12 protein-coding genes and 1 riboswitch are annotated in these 13,511 nt (G+C 34.1%); all 12 genes read right to left on the reverse strand.

Features of this window, described 5'->3' with window-relative positions; genetic code table 11:
- Positions 1–45: 45 nt before the first annotated feature.
- The gene (locus ACMDB5_RS11470) at positions 46–942 is read right to left on the reverse strand and encodes a LysR substrate-binding domain-containing protein (RefSeq protein WP_413998395.1); all 897 of its coding nucleotides are present in this window, start codon (positions 940–942) and stop codon (positions 46–48) included.
- A 32-nt stretch (positions 943–974) separates the two neighbouring features.
- Positions 975–3,002, reverse strand: a complete 2,028-nt coding sequence (locus ACMDB5_RS11475) for a hypothetical protein (protein ID WP_413998396.1) — start codon at positions 3,000–3,002, stop codon at positions 975–977.
- 74 nt (positions 3,003–3,076) lie between these two features.
- A complete protein-coding gene (gene fabG / locus ACMDB5_RS11480; RefSeq protein WP_413998397.1) occupies positions 3,077–3,823 on the reverse strand; it encodes a 3-oxoacyl-[acyl-carrier-protein] reductase in 747 nt (248 codons plus the stop codon).
- A 186-nt stretch (positions 3,824–4,009) separates the two neighbouring features.
- Positions 4,010–5,332, reverse strand: a complete 1,323-nt coding sequence (locus ACMDB5_RS11485) for a Na+/H+ antiporter NhaC family protein (protein ID WP_413998398.1) — start codon at positions 5,330–5,332, stop codon at positions 4,010–4,012.
- 59 nt (positions 5,333–5,391) lie between these two features.
- Positions 5,392–5,490: riboswitch (SAM-I-IV-variant riboswitch) on the reverse strand.
- Between the two features lie 124 nt (positions 5,491–5,614).
- The gene (locus ACMDB5_RS11490) at positions 5,615–6,037 is read right to left on the reverse strand and encodes a hypothetical protein (RefSeq protein ID WP_413998399.1); all 423 of its coding nucleotides are present in this window, start codon (positions 6,035–6,037) and stop codon (positions 5,615–5,617) included.
- Positions 6,038–6,254: 217 nt separating this feature from the next.
- The gene (sucD, locus tag ACMDB5_RS11495; RefSeq protein WP_413998400.1) at positions 6,255–7,127 is read right to left on the reverse strand and encodes a succinate--CoA ligase subunit alpha; all 873 of its coding nucleotides are present in this window, start codon (positions 7,125–7,127) and stop codon (positions 6,255–6,257) included.
- Positions 7,128–7,234: 107 nt separating this feature from the next.
- Entirely contained in the window at positions 7,235–8,164 is a 930-nt protein-coding gene (locus ACMDB5_RS11500; protein WP_413998401.1) for a UDP-3-O-(3-hydroxymyristoyl)glucosamine N-acyltransferase, read from the reverse strand.
- 84 nt (positions 8,165–8,248) lie between these two features.
- Positions 8,249–8,815 carry an elongation factor P gene (efp, locus tag ACMDB5_RS11505; RefSeq protein WP_413998402.1) on the reverse strand — a complete coding sequence of 189 codons (567 nt, stop codon included), beginning with the start codon at positions 8,813–8,815 and terminating at the stop codon, positions 8,249–8,251.
- Positions 8,816–8,894: 79 nt separating this feature from the next.
- Complete coding sequence (gene lpxA, locus ACMDB5_RS11510) at positions 8,895–9,680, reverse strand: acyl-ACP--UDP-N-acetylglucosamine O-acyltransferase (RefSeq protein ID WP_413998403.1); 786 nt, start codon at positions 9,678–9,680, stop codon at positions 8,895–8,897.
- Positions 9,681–9,756: 76 nt separating this feature from the next.
- On the reverse strand, positions 9,757–11,145 hold the full coding sequence (locus ACMDB5_RS11515) for a bifunctional UDP-3-O-[3-hydroxymyristoyl] N-acetylglucosamine deacetylase/3-hydroxyacyl-ACP dehydratase (protein WP_413998404.1): 1,389 nt from the start codon (positions 11,143–11,145) through the stop codon (positions 9,757–9,759).
- The gene (gene lpxD / locus ACMDB5_RS11520; protein ID WP_413998405.1) at positions 11,138–12,181 is read right to left on the reverse strand and encodes a UDP-3-O-(3-hydroxymyristoyl)glucosamine N-acyltransferase; all 1,044 of its coding nucleotides are present in this window, start codon (positions 12,179–12,181) and stop codon (positions 11,138–11,140) included. Before lpxD ends, ACMDB5_RS11515 begins: the two co-directional genes overlap by 8 nt.
- 39 nt (positions 12,182–12,220) lie before the next feature.
- Positions 12,221–13,450, reverse strand: a complete 1,230-nt coding sequence (locus ACMDB5_RS11525) for an HD domain-containing protein (RefSeq protein WP_413998406.1) — start codon at positions 13,448–13,450, stop codon at positions 12,221–12,223.
- Between the last annotated feature and the right edge of the window lie 61 nt (positions 13,451–13,511).

The raw sequence follows: 13,511 nt of genomic DNA on the forward strand, positions 1-13,511 counted from the left end.
GGTCAGCCGTATAAATGATTTTCGCCAATCATAAAAAACAATCTATTATAACTCTAGGTTATAGTAACTGGAAATATTTTTTAAAAATAAATCCGAAAGAGCTTCTTTACTTCCTTGAAGACTAATAATATAAAAATAGCGTTCCATACTTAAGTTTTTCACATCAAGTATCGTCAATTCGTTATTTTTCAATTCTTTTTCTATCGCATGAATCGATACAAAAGCAACACAATTAGAGTTCATTAAATACGATTTGATGCTTTCGGTGCTTCCCAATTCCATTTCAACGGTCAACTGCGAAAGTCTAATTTCCAGAGATTTTAGAGCATGCTCTATAACTTCTAATGTTCCCGAACCCTGTTCTCTAACTAAAAATTTCATATCCAAAAGATCCCCTTTTGAAATTTCTTTTTTCGCTATCAATGGATTCTTGCTATTGCACACCAATACTAATTCATCCTTCAAAAAAGGAATGTATTTAATCAGCTGGTTTTTAGATTGGCCTTCGACAATTCCAATCTCAATTTCTTTATTCAAAAGAGCGTTCTCAATTTGCTCTGAATTTCCATTACGCAAATTGACTTTTATGTCCTCCATTTTTTGATGAAAACGGGCCAAAATCGGCGGAATTATATATTGTGAAATTGTTGTACTGGCTCCTAATCTCAGCATTCCTCTTTGCTGATTGATCAGCGTGCTCATATCAAAATCAATTTCGCGATAGATTTCAAAAATGCTTTTTGCATGCTCTAAAAGTACTTTTCCGCCATGGGTTAGCGAAATTTTAGAACCATTTCGATCAAAAAGTTTGACCTTATATTCTTCCTCTAGTTCTTGAATGTGTTTAGAAACTGCGGGTTGGGTGATAAATAATTCAGTGGCGGCTTTTGTAAAACTCAATCGGTTTGCAACAGCGTAGAATACTTTTAGCCTAAAGTCCATAATTGTATTTTATTTGTTAAATCAAACCCGAATTACAACAAACCATTGTATTTTCTAACAAACCATTCTGTTGAAAGCAAACCGGCAATTAAAACCAAGAGCCATACCCAGTCAATTAATGGCGATCTGGTAACATTATTTTTTTGAATCGTTTTATAACTCTCGTCTTCCAAAAGAGATTTTACCAATTGGTTCATCTGACCAGGAAAATAGGTTTTTCCTTGAGTTAAATTAGCTAATTGGTTTAATTTTTCCAAATCAGGATTTATAAATTGCTTTTCGATATCAAAATCCAAAATCTCAAAATGACTAGAATAAGAAGTTTTAGAATTTAATTCTTTTACAATAAAGTCGTAATTTCCGGCAGTCAAACCGTCTAAATTGACTTTATAGGAATTATTACTTTTTAGCAAATCGTAATTTTTGGTCTGCTTATTTTTTGTATTAATCACGCTGATTGTCAAGCGTGCTTTCTCGTCGAACTCATAGTTTTTATTGAAATATTGAGCGGTAATTTCGATAGCTTCCCCTGAATTGTAAAAGCTTTCATGGTTGACAACCAATGCTTTTTTTGAATTATTGGAAGCCAAAAACTGGATTGTTTTATCAATGAAAACGTCAAATTTGTCAAAAGATTGATTGTCGACATGACTTTGCAAGCGCCATTTCCATAAATTTTCGCCTAAAAGAAAAGCCGTTCTTTTGCCTTGATTTTCGGCAAAAGCCAATAAAGGCGAATTTGTTTCTATATTCCTGATTTTTGAGGCAAGCAAAACCGAAACATTTCCGTTGGCGGTCACGGTTCCGAAAGGATTCTGCAAAGGCGGGAAATTTTCGAATCCAATATCATCGATTGCGAATAAATTGAATTGCGAATTAAAAGTGGCCAAATATTCTTCTTTTTGTCCGCTCATCTTAAACTGCAAATTGTGTTGTTGTTGATTCAAAAACGAAAAATCAGCATGGGTTCCGGTAATAATAAAAGTGTTTATTTCCGCCGATTTATTCATTTCAAAAAGAGATTTGAATTCGCTTGTTGGCTGGTAATAAATCAGAATCCCGTAATCCTGTAATAAATTAATAGTCTTCGGATTAACAACGGTTACTTTGCGTTGCGCATTAGATTCTATCGCGCGTTTTAAAGCACTAATATCAGGATGATTTATAGCAGAAATCAGCGCTATATTGGTCTTCTGATCCATCACTTCAACTGCAAAGTTCTTCGTATTATTATAAGTGTTCTTTTCTTTTTCTTTGGAGGTTATGGTTGCCTTAAAAATTTGGGAGCCTACCTTTTCTGCGGGTAAAAGCACATTGACAACTGCCGTTTTTTTAGAGGCCGAAAAGGAAATATTTTGTTTGCTCAAAATAGAATTCCCTTGGGAGATACTAAAATCAGCAACAATGTTTTTATCTCCTGAGTATTGCAAAAATACTTCAACCGGAAACTTGTTTTTATAGAAAGCGTATTTATTGATATTCAGCTGGTTTATTTTTAAATCCAACTGCTTTATAGTGTCGCCCAAAACGATGGGAAAAACTTTATTATTCGAGTCAAAAGCATATACATAATCATTACCTGAAGTTTGATTTCCATCAGTAATAATAACGGTGGGGAAAATAATATTTTTGTTGATGTTTTTTAAATCCTTTGCAATTGCATCTAAATTAGACTGTGTTCCTTTAAAATCGAATTTTTCAGATTGCTGAAACTCGTTGTCAAACTGATAAGATTGAATATCAAATTTCTCCTGTAATACTTTATTGGATGTTAATTCTTTATAAATTTTCAATGCTGTTTTATCGGCATTCAAGTAGGAGATTGAACTGGAATTGTCAACAACAAGCGCCAAGGGCGTTTTCACGGTTTCGAGCGTATTTCTGGTGATTATGGGATTAATCAACAATAACAATAAGCCGAAAATCGATGAAAAACGCAAAAAAGCCAAAAACAAGTTCAGTTTTGACTTGTTTTTGGCTTTGTAATAATATTGAAAAAATGACAAACCGACTGCAATTACTAGCGAAAGTAAAATCAATAAAATGGTGGTTATTGTCATTTGTTTTATTTTAAATGATGAATTTTAAATTTGAATTCTGATACCATTTATAATTCATCATTCATAATTATTTTTTAAGTAAGCATTCCTCCATCAACATTTAATACTTGACCGGTAATGTATCCACTCATATCCGAAGCTAAGAACAAACAAGCATTAGCTACGTCATCAGTAGTTCCACCACGCTTCAACGGAATTCCGTCTCTCCATCCTTGAACAACATCAGCACTTAATTTGGCAGTCATTTCAGTTTCAATAAATCCCGGAGCGATAGCGTTACAACGGATGTTACGAGAACCTAATTCTAAAGCAACCGATTTTGTAAACCCGATTACTCCAGCTTTAGAAGCAGCATAATTTGTTTGTCCGGCATTTCCCTTCACTCCCACTACACTACTCATATTGATGATTGAACCTGCACGTTGCTTCAAGAATGTTTTTTGAATCGCTTTGGTCATATTGAAAACCGATTTCAAGTTCACATCAATTACGGTATCAAAATCAGCTTCAGACATACGCATCAAAAGGTTATCCTTAGTGATTCCTGCATTGTTTATCAAAATATCTACGGTTCCGAATTCAGCTAAAACGGCATCAACAAATGTTTGCGCTTCATTAAAATCGGCAGCGTTAGATTGGTATCCTTTTGCTTTTATTCCTAATGCATTTAATTCATTTTCTAATGCCAAAGCCGACTCAACAGACGAACTGTAAGTAAACGCAACATTTGCTCCATGTTTTGCAAAAACCTCTGCAATTCCTTTTCCAATTCCGCGACTTGCGCCTGTTATAATGGCAACTTTTCCTTCTAGTAATTTCATGTTCTAAAACTTAGTTTAATTTTTATTTGAAGCTATTCCTGCTATTCGCTGCAATCTTTTATTTTTTAACAAAAAAATAAAAGGATTTTCGCTTCTGTCAGGGCTATCTAACAATCGTCAAATATATAATAATTCCTTTTTTAAAAAAAATTTGAGATTCAATTACGTTAATATAAATAGTTCTCTTTAGATTTTAAAAATTCGATTTACCCATTTATCCCAAAAATTGGCATAGATAGCCACTAATGTAAAGATAAATAAGAATAAATGATACCAGGCATTACTAATTAAATCCAGGAAATTTAATTTACCATTGGCAAAACTCAAAATCAAGAGTACCTGTGCTCCATAGGGCAGAATCCCTTGAATAACACAAGAAAAAATATCAAGTATTGTCGCCGTTTTCTTTGGATTCAAATCGTATTCATCATTGATTTCTTTAGCAATACTTCCTGTAATAACGATAGATACCGTATTATTGGCAATAGCTAAGTTCGTAAGTCCCACTAAGGTTCCAATTCCGGTCTGAGCCGATTTTTTGCTCTTAATGCGCTTCTTAACTTGAGATAATACATAATCGATACCACCGGCTTTGTCAACCATTGCGGCCAGACCACCTGAAAGCATCGAAAGCAAGAAAATTTCGGTCATGCTTGTAAAACCTTCATAAACTTTTTGAGTAAAAACCATAAGGGTGAAATGATTTCCAAAATAACCGATAATTCCAGCAAGTAAAGTACCTATGATTAAAGTTGAGAAAACATTAACTCCAGATACTGCCAGAACAATTACCAATAGATAAGGAACAATGCTAATCCAGTCAAAACTATTTTTAGGAATGGCTACAGCAACAATATCTGAGTTTAATCCCAAGTAAAAAAGCACCAAAATAGTAATTAGCGCTGCCGGGAAGGCAATGAATAAGTTGATTTTAAACTTATCTTTTAAGTTACAGTTCAATGATTGTGTTGCCGCAATAGTGGTATCGGATATCATCGAAAGGTTATCTCCAAGCATAGAACCACCAAGCAAGGCACCTGAAATTAAAGGCAAAGAAGCACCACTTTTATCGGCTAAACTCACTGCTATAGGTCCAATGGCGACAATTGCCCCCACGGAAGTTCCCGTTGCAGTTGATAAAAAAGCAGCAATCAAAAAAATCCCCAACGGAAAATAAGCTACATCAATATTGTTTATTCCTAAACTTACTACTGCATCAACACCTCCTGTAGCTTTGCTTACAACTGCAAAAGCACCGGCCAGCAGATAAATCAAACACATCGTCATAATTTTACTCTCGCCGCAACCGGCAATCAGAGTAGTTACTTTTTCCTCGGTAGAGGATTTAAAAAGTAAAAAAGCGGAAATAATTCCCAATAAAACGGCAACCGGGGACGGAAGTGCATAAAAATCATTGAGCCAAATACCGGCTCCTAAAAAAGTAAAGATAAAAATCAGTAAAGGAATTAAAGCGAATGGATTACCATCATTTCTAACATGTTTTGTCATAATCAATTTATTAAATGAAAGGGATATGACGAAAAAACAAAAAAGCAAAACAGGAATAAAAAAACAACATTTTTTCCAAAGGATTTGGCTTATCGTTTTAGCACCTTGCTCGTTGTTGCAGGTTGCTATCTCATAATATGAGATTCGTGATAACGGCTGCAAAAGTAATGCTTATTTTGATATAAAAATAATTAGAAACTTATTTTTGTGATTTTAAAGCAACAAAAAAGCCTTACCGAAGTAAAGCTTTTTAAATAACAATTTATCTTTTCAGAAATTTGACTAGAAAGCCACGTTCCATCTTGGTAATTTTCCGTTTTCATCTAAGAAGTTTTGCAAAACTTGTCCTTCAACAGCTGTTGGAATAGCTTTAACTGCATCATTGAATGTTTCGTACCAAACCACTTCTAATACACTGATGTCTTCTTTTTTCATTTGCGCAGGCCAAGAATATTTCCTTCCTGTTTTTGCAAATTGGTGACCGTTTACAATTTTATCATATAAACCGCCGTTTTTAATTTTTAATGTTCCGTCGTTTTGAACAGTTCCAGTAGAACCAACCATGATTAATTCTTTACTATCTCCTACTGCGTAAACTAAAAACACACCACTTCCTTCAGAAGCATTGCAAACTTCTTCTAAACTATCATCGATAGAAAATGAAAACTGATTGCTAACTTCGAATTTTTTTAATTCCTTATACATATTATTTTATTTTTATTTGGATTGGCTTTGGCAAAAAAAATACCTCTTAAAGGCATGAGAACAATTCAAAACCATATATTTTTATTGTTTTTATTAAAAATTAACTTCTTAAAAGCTTCAATTTAATAAAGTGCAAAGGTATTTTTTTAATTCGATTTATAATAAAAAAGCCCCACAAATTGTGAGGCTTAATCTATTTTTAGTTTTTAATAGTAAACTATCCTAAAACTTCTTTTACTTTTTTACCAATTTCAGCTGGAGAATCTACTACGTGAATACCACATTCTCTCATGATTTGTTTTTTAGCTTCGGCTGTATCATCAGTTCCACCGACGATAGCACCTGCGTGACCCATTGTACGACCAGCTGGAGCAGTAACTCCCGCGATGAATCCTACAACTGGTTTACGGTTACCATCGGCTTTAATCCATTTAGCAGCATCAGCTTCTAATTGACCTCCAATTTCACCTATCATAACGATACATTCTGTTTCTGGGTCATTCATTAACAATTCAACCGCTTCTTTAGTAGTTGTTCCAATGATTGGATCTCCACCAATACCGATAGCAGTAGTGATTCCTAATCCTTGTTTTACCACTTGGTCAGCCGCTTCATACGTTAAAGTTCCAGATTTAGAAACAATACCTACGGTTCCTTTTTTGAAAACAAAACCTGGCATAATACCAACTTTAGCTTCACCTGGAGTAATAACTCCTGGACAGTTAGGACCAATAAGTCTTGCGTTTCTTTCTTTTACATAGTTATTAGCGTGAATCATATCAGCTACAGGAATTCCTTCTGTAATAGCGATAATCACTTTTATTCCAGCATCAGCAGCTTCCATAATTGCATCAGCAGCAAAAGCTGGCGGAACAAAAATGATAGTAGTGTCAGCTCCTGCTTGTTCTACAGCGTCTTTTACAGTGTTAAAAACAGGTCTGTCTAAATGAGTTGTTCCCCCTTTACCTGGAGTAACACCACCAACAACGTTAGTACCGTACTCAATCATTTGAGAAGCGTGGAAAGTTCCTTCACTTCCTGTAAATCCTTGAACAATTATTTTGGAATCTTTATTAACTAAAACACTCATGATATATATTTTATGTGATTTTTTAAAATTGTGATGCAAAAGTAAGGTTTTCGAAATTATTTTACGCCTTTTTTGGCATCAAAAAAATTAAGATAATTAGTTTGCTGTTATTTTAATTTGATTAAAATTTCAGGAATCTTTTTAATATTGGCCAATTGTTTTAATTTCTCCCTTGATTCTTCTATCGGCGTACCAAAATAGGTCTTTCCTCCTTCAACGGATTTTGTAACTCCGGTTTGTCCTAGAATCACCGCTTTTTTACCAATAGTAATTCCGCTTGTGGTTCCTACTTGTCCCCAAATGGTAACTTCGTCTTCAATAATTACACAGCCGGCAATTCCCGTTTGTGAAGCTATTAAACATTTTTTTCCAATTACGGTATCATGACCTACATGTACCTGATTGTCTATTTTTGTCCCTTCGCCAATGGTAGTATCTCCTGTAACGCCTTTGTCAATTGTACATAAGGCTCCAATACCCACATTGTCTTTTATAACCACTCGCCCACCTGAAAGCAACTGATCAAAACCATCTTCTCGCTTCTTGTAATAAAAAGCATCAGCACCTAGAATTGTTCCGGCGTGAATAATAACATTATCACCAATAACTGTATGATCATAAATAGAAACGTTTGAATGTATCAAACAATTTTTCCCTATGACAACATGATTTCCAACGAAAGCATTAGGCTGTATTACAGTATTTTGACCTATCACAGCTGAAGCAGAAATGCTAGCAGATGAAGATTGAAAAGGCTTAAAATGACGGGTTAGTTTATTGAAATCTCTAAAAGGATCGTCTGACAATAATAATGCTTTCCCTTCAGGACAATCTACTTTTTTATTGATTAAAATAATAGTCGCCGCCGAGTTGAGCGCCTTGTCATAATATTTTGGATGATCTACAAAAACAATATCACCGGCTTCTACAACATGAATTTCATTCATACCGCAAACAGCGAAATTGGAATCACCAACGTATTCGCAGTCAATTATGGCTGCTATTTCTTGTAAAGAATAAACTTTTGGGAATTTCATATTTTTAATTAGAAAATGAGAAAATATGTCAATTAGAAAATGTGAAAATTAGCTAATTTTCACATTTTCTAACTATCAAATTATTTATTCCTTTACGCGCTCCATGTAAGAACCCGAAGCGGTATCAATTTTAATTTTATCTCCTTCGTTGATAAATAAAGGTACGTTTACAGTTGCTCCAGTTTCAACAGTTGCTGATTTAGTTGCATTTGTAGCCGTGTTTCCTTTAATTCCTGGCTCTGCATAAGTTACTTGAAGTATTACAGATCCGGGCATATCTACAGAAAGAGGTAAATCCGTTTCTGTATTGATGCTTACCATTACATTTTCTCCTTCTTTTAACAAGCCTGGTGAATCTAAGATATTTTTGTTCAAAGATATTTGTTCAAAAGTCTCCGTATTCATAAAGTGAAACTCGTCACCTTCTGGATATAAAAATTGAAATTTATGATTTTCAACACGAACTTCCTCAATTTTATGCCCTGCAGAAAAGGTATTGTCCAATACTCTTCCTGTAGTTAAACTTCTTAATTTTGTTCTAACGAAAGCGGGACCTTTACCTGGTTTAACATGAAGAAACTCAATGATTTTATAAATATCATTATTGAATTTAATACATAATCCGTTTTTAATATCTGATGTAGATGCCATTTTAATTTTTGATTTATGATTTTAGATTTATGTATTCTAAAATCTATTGTTTTTATTTTTTTAAATGAAAATTCGAATACTAATAATTCCCCGAATATCCTTTCATAACACCTCTTGATGAGTTTCTGATAAAATCAATAATTTCATCTCTCTCAGGCGTTGCCTCCATCTCACCTTCAATAATGCCTAAAGCTTGAGTGGTGTTATAATTTTTTTGATATAGGATTCTGTATATATCTTGAATCTCTCTGATTTTTTCAGTTGAAAAACCACGTCTTCTCAATCCAACAGAATTAATTCCTACATAAGACAAAGGCTCTTTTGCAGCTTTTGTATAAGGTGGAACATCTTTTCTTAGAAGCGATCCTCCAGAAATCATAGCATGATCTCCAATATTAATAAATTGATGTACTGCCGATAAACCGCCAACGATAGCGTAATTACCTACAGTTACATGTCCGCCTAACAATACGCCGTTTACAATAATGGCATTGTGACCCACGTGGCAATCATGCGCGATATGCGCACTAGCCATGATTAAACAATTATCACCAATAACGGTTTGACCCGAAGCTACTGTTCCTCTATTGACAGTAACACATTCTCTAATGGTACAATTGTCGCCAATTATAGCCAAAGATTCTTCTCCTCCAAACTTCAAATCCTGAGGAACTGCAGAGATTACTGCACCGGGAAATATATTGCAGTTTTTTCCGATTCTTGCACCTTCCATGATGGTAACATTAGAGCCAATCCAAGTACCATCTCCAATAATTACATTATTATGAATGGTTGTAAAAGGCTCAATTACAACATTTTTGGCGATTTTAGCGCCAGGATGAACATATGCTAATGGTTGATTCATCTGCTTTTTTTTATTATTTTTTATTTATCTGAATAAAACTTGACGTTTTATCTGTCAAGAATTACAGGATCCTTATTTATTGTTTTTTTGCAATCTGCGCCATTAATTCGGCTTCAGCAACTAATCTTCCGTTAGCATAAGCATTGGCTTGCATATGGCATATTCCTCTTCTGATTGGTGTAATTAAATCACATTTAAAGATCAAGGTATCACCTGGTAAAACTTTCTGCTTGAATTTAACATTATCTATTTTCATAAAATAAGTCAAATAATTTTCTGGATCCGGAACCGTGCTCAAGACTAATATCCCACCAGTTTGTGCCATAGCTTCTACAATTAAAACACCTGGCATAACCGGAGCATCTGGAAAATGCCCAACAAAGAAATTTTCATTCATTGTTACGTTTTTCATCCCTACCACATGGCTATCAGACATTTCTATGATTCTGTCAATTAACAAAAATGGAGGTCTATGAGGTAGAACTGCCATGATTTTGTGAATATCCATCAAAGGCTCTAGGTTTAAATCATAAACAGGAACATGATTTCTTTGTTCTATTTTTATAATTTTAGCCATCTTTTTTGCAAATTGTGTATTTACAAAATGACCTGGTTTATTCGCTATTACTTTACCTTGAATTTTAGTTCCAATTAAAGCCAAATCACCAACAACATCAAGTAATTTATGTCTTGCAGCCTCATTTGGGTAATGCAAAGTAAGATTGTCTAATATTCCATTAGGCTTCACATTAAGAGAATCTTTTCCGAAAGCCGCTTTTAAATTAGTCATTGTTGAATCAGAAATCTCTTTATCAACATATACAATAGCGTTATTAAGATCACCGCCTTTAATAAGTCCGTTATCTAACAATGCTTCTAATTCATGTAAAAAACTAAATGTTCTGGATTCAGATATTTCAGTTTTAAACTCTGAAATACTTTTCATAGTTGCATTTTGAGTACCTAAAATTTTAGTCCCAAAATCAACCATTGTGGTTATGCAATATTGATCACTTGGCATGATTAATATTTCGCTTCCGCTTGCTTCGTCTGTAAAAGAAATAACTTCTTTTACTACGTATACATTTCGTTTCGAATTTTGTTCTTCAATTCCTGCTTTTTCAAGAGCTTCAACAAAATATTTTGACGAGCCATCCATAATAGGAAGCTCAGATGCATTTAATTCTATAATAACATTGTCTAAGTCGCAACCTACTAATGCAGCTAAAACATGTTCAGGAGTCTGAATTTGAACTCCAAGTTTTTCTAAATTTGTCCCCCTTTGTGTATTGACAACATAATTTGCGTCAGCTTCAACGACTGGTTGTCCTTCTAAATCTACTCTTACAAAAGTAAAACCATTATTGACTGGAGCAGGTTTAAAAGTCATTTTAACTTCTCTACCTGTGTGTAATCCAACTCCTGTTAGCGAGATTTCTGCTTTGATGGTCTTCTGTTTAACCATTGTTTCCATTTTTTTGGTTTAATATTTGTTTTTTTAACTCTTCAATTTCTGCTACAAGTTTAGGCAAATTCTTGAAATGCACATAGGATTTACTAAAATCATTATATGCGAATGATGGAGATCCTTGTAAAACTTCCTCATTTTTTATATTTCTGGCAATTCCTGCTTGGGCTTGAATTCGAACATTATCACCAATGGTTAAATGTCCTGCAATTCCTACCTGTCCTCCAATCATTCCGTTCTTACCTATTTTTGTCGAACCTGCAATACCAGTTTGAGCCGCAATAACAGTATTTTCCCCTATCTCAACATTATGTGCAATTTGGATTTGGTTGTCCAATTTCACTCCTTTTCTTATAACTGTTGATCCCATCGTAGCTCTGTCAATAGTAGTACAAGAACCGATGTCTACATCGTCTTCTATAACAACATTCCCAATTTGTGGAATTTTTTTATAGGTTCCGTCAGGGTTTGGTGCAAAACCAAAACCGTCGGACCCGATAACAACACCGGAATGGATCACGCAATTATTACCAATCACGGATTCCGAATATATTTTTGTTCCGGCGAAAATAGTGACATTATCTCCAATAACAACATTGTCTCCAATGAAACAATTAGGATAAATCTTAACCTTATTGCCTAAAATAACGTTTTTTCCTATATAGCTAAAACTGCCTAAATATAAGTCAGCACCATATTTTACATTTTCAGACAGAACCGATGGTTGTTCTATTCCGCTTTTGTTGCCTTTTGCCTGATCGTAAAATTCCAACAATTTAGAAAATGCCATATAAGCATCCTCTACTTTTATAAGAGTGGTATTCAATTCTGATTCCGGAATAAAGCTTTTGTTTACAATGGTAATCGTAGCCTCTGTAGTATAAATATAATTATTGTATTTGGGATTCGATAGAAAAGTTAACGAACCGTTTTTCCCTTCTTCAATTTTAGATAACTCATGTACTTCAGCATTGGGATTCCCAACAACTTCACCTTCCAAAATCCCTGCTATTTGTTCTGCTGTAAATTTCATCGCGACAAAAATATAAAAAAAATAGATTTTAAATGTTCATTACACAAGTTGTTTTGGGAAACAGATGTAATATTTAGTAACCGATTTTGATAATGATTTTAAATTCAACTGATCCGAAGATTCAATTACATCCTCGACTGTTCTGTCTTTTTTCAAAATTCGTATTGGCTCAGCTTCCTTACTGTAAGCCTGATTTTTTATTTTCCCTCTAAATATAAAATAATTAGTTTCCGGCAAACTGATATTGTTTTCTAATGCAAAGCGTTCTTTTAGAGGTTGTAATTCCTCAATTTGCACTTTTTCGCTTGTCAGTTTTATCTTTAATAAATCTCTATTGATAATCATTTTACTCAAAGAAGATAAAATAAAATCATCCTGACGCTGCCATGATTTCAGGGCACTAATAATGTCAAAATCGTCTAATTGAGAAAACAAATCCAAAGTAGGAGCATCAAAAGTATCCAAGGTGATTTTGTTTTCTAAGAAAAATCTTAACGGTTCACTGCAAGGTAAAACAACTCCTTTTAAAGTTAGCTCTTTGGCTCTTTTTAAGATTTTGGTCAAGATTTGCTCGGCTACCAAACTTGTTTTATGCAGATATGCCTGCCAATACATTAATCGTCTGGACATCAGAAATTTTTCAACAGAATAAATTCCCTTCTCTTCGATAACCAATACATCATCTACTACATTCATCATTTGAATCAGACGCTCTGAATTGACATTTCCTTCAGCTACGCCCGAATAAAAACTATCGCGTTTTAAATAATCCATACGATCCATATCGAGTTGACTGGAAATCAATTGCAACATGAATTTTCGATGGTAATCGCCCTCAAAAACTTGAATAGCCAAATCTAACTTACCTTTGAACTCGATATTCAATTGATTCATGAATAAAAGTGAGATCGCTTCATGATGTACATCTTCTACAATACTCCTTTCCATCGCATGCGAAAATGGTCCATGACCTATATCGTGTAACAAAATAGCAATATATAGGGCATTTTCTTCGTCTGTAGAGATAGAAACGCCTTTGAAACGCAAAACATCTACCGCTTTTTGCATCAAATGCATGCAACCCAAAGCATGGTGAAAACGGGTGTGATTAGCGCCGGGATATACTAAATATGATAACCCCATTTGAGAAATACGCCTAAGCCTCTGAAAATATGGATGCTGTATCAGATCATAAATTAAGGCATTAGGAATGGTAATAAACCCGTATATAGGATCATTGAATATTTTCAGCTTGTTGATTTGACTCACTATAACTTTTTTTTAGGACAACAAATATAGGCAAATTAACCTTTTTACTTTCATATCTATT

Source organism: Flavobacterium sp. W1B (assembly GCF_047344965.1).
Lineage (GTDB): Bacteria > Bacteroidota > Bacteroidia > Flavobacteriales > Flavobacteriaceae > Flavobacterium.

What these genes read in the sequence shown, in the direction of transcription:
- ACMDB5_RS11470 (WP_413998395.1), bottom strand. Translation starts at nt 942, where the DNA reads ATGGACTTTAGGCTAAAAGTATTCTACGCTGTTGCAAACCGATTGAGT.
- ACMDB5_RS11475 (WP_413998396.1), bottom strand. Translation starts at nt 3,002, where the DNA reads ATGACAATAACCACCATTTTATTGATTTTACTTTCGCTAGTAATTGCA.
- fabG (WP_413998397.1), bottom strand. Translation starts at nt 3,823, where the DNA reads ATGAAATTACTAGAAGGAAAAGTTGCCATTATAACAGGCGCAAGTCGC.
- ACMDB5_RS11485 (WP_413998398.1), bottom strand. Translation starts at nt 5,332, where the DNA reads ATGACAAAACATGTTAGAAATGATGGTAATCCATTCGCTTTAATTCCT.
- ACMDB5_RS11490 (WP_413998399.1), bottom strand. Translation starts at nt 6,037, where the DNA reads ATGTATAAGGAATTAAAAAAATTCGAAGTTAGCAATCAGTTTTCATTT.
- sucD (WP_413998400.1), bottom strand. Translation starts at nt 7,127, where the DNA reads ATGAGTGTTTTAGTTAATAAAGATTCCAAAATAATTGTTCAAGGATTT.
- ACMDB5_RS11500 (WP_413998401.1), bottom strand. Translation starts at nt 8,164, where the DNA reads ATGAAATTCCCAAAAGTTTATTCTTTACAAGAAATAGCAGCCATAATT.
- efp (WP_413998402.1), bottom strand. Translation starts at nt 8,815, where the DNA reads ATGGCATCTACATCAGATATTAAAAACGGATTATGTATTAAATTCAAT.
- lpxA (WP_413998403.1), bottom strand. Translation starts at nt 9,680, where the DNA reads ATGAATCAACCATTAGCATATGTTCATCCTGGCGCTAAAATCGCCAAA.
- ACMDB5_RS11515 (WP_413998404.1), bottom strand. Translation starts at nt 11,145, where the DNA reads ATGGTTAAACAGAAGACCATCAAAGCAGAAATCTCGCTAACAGGAGTT.
- lpxD (WP_413998405.1), bottom strand. Translation starts at nt 12,181, where the DNA reads ATGAAATTTACAGCAGAACAAATAGCAGGGATTTTGGAAGGTGAAGTT.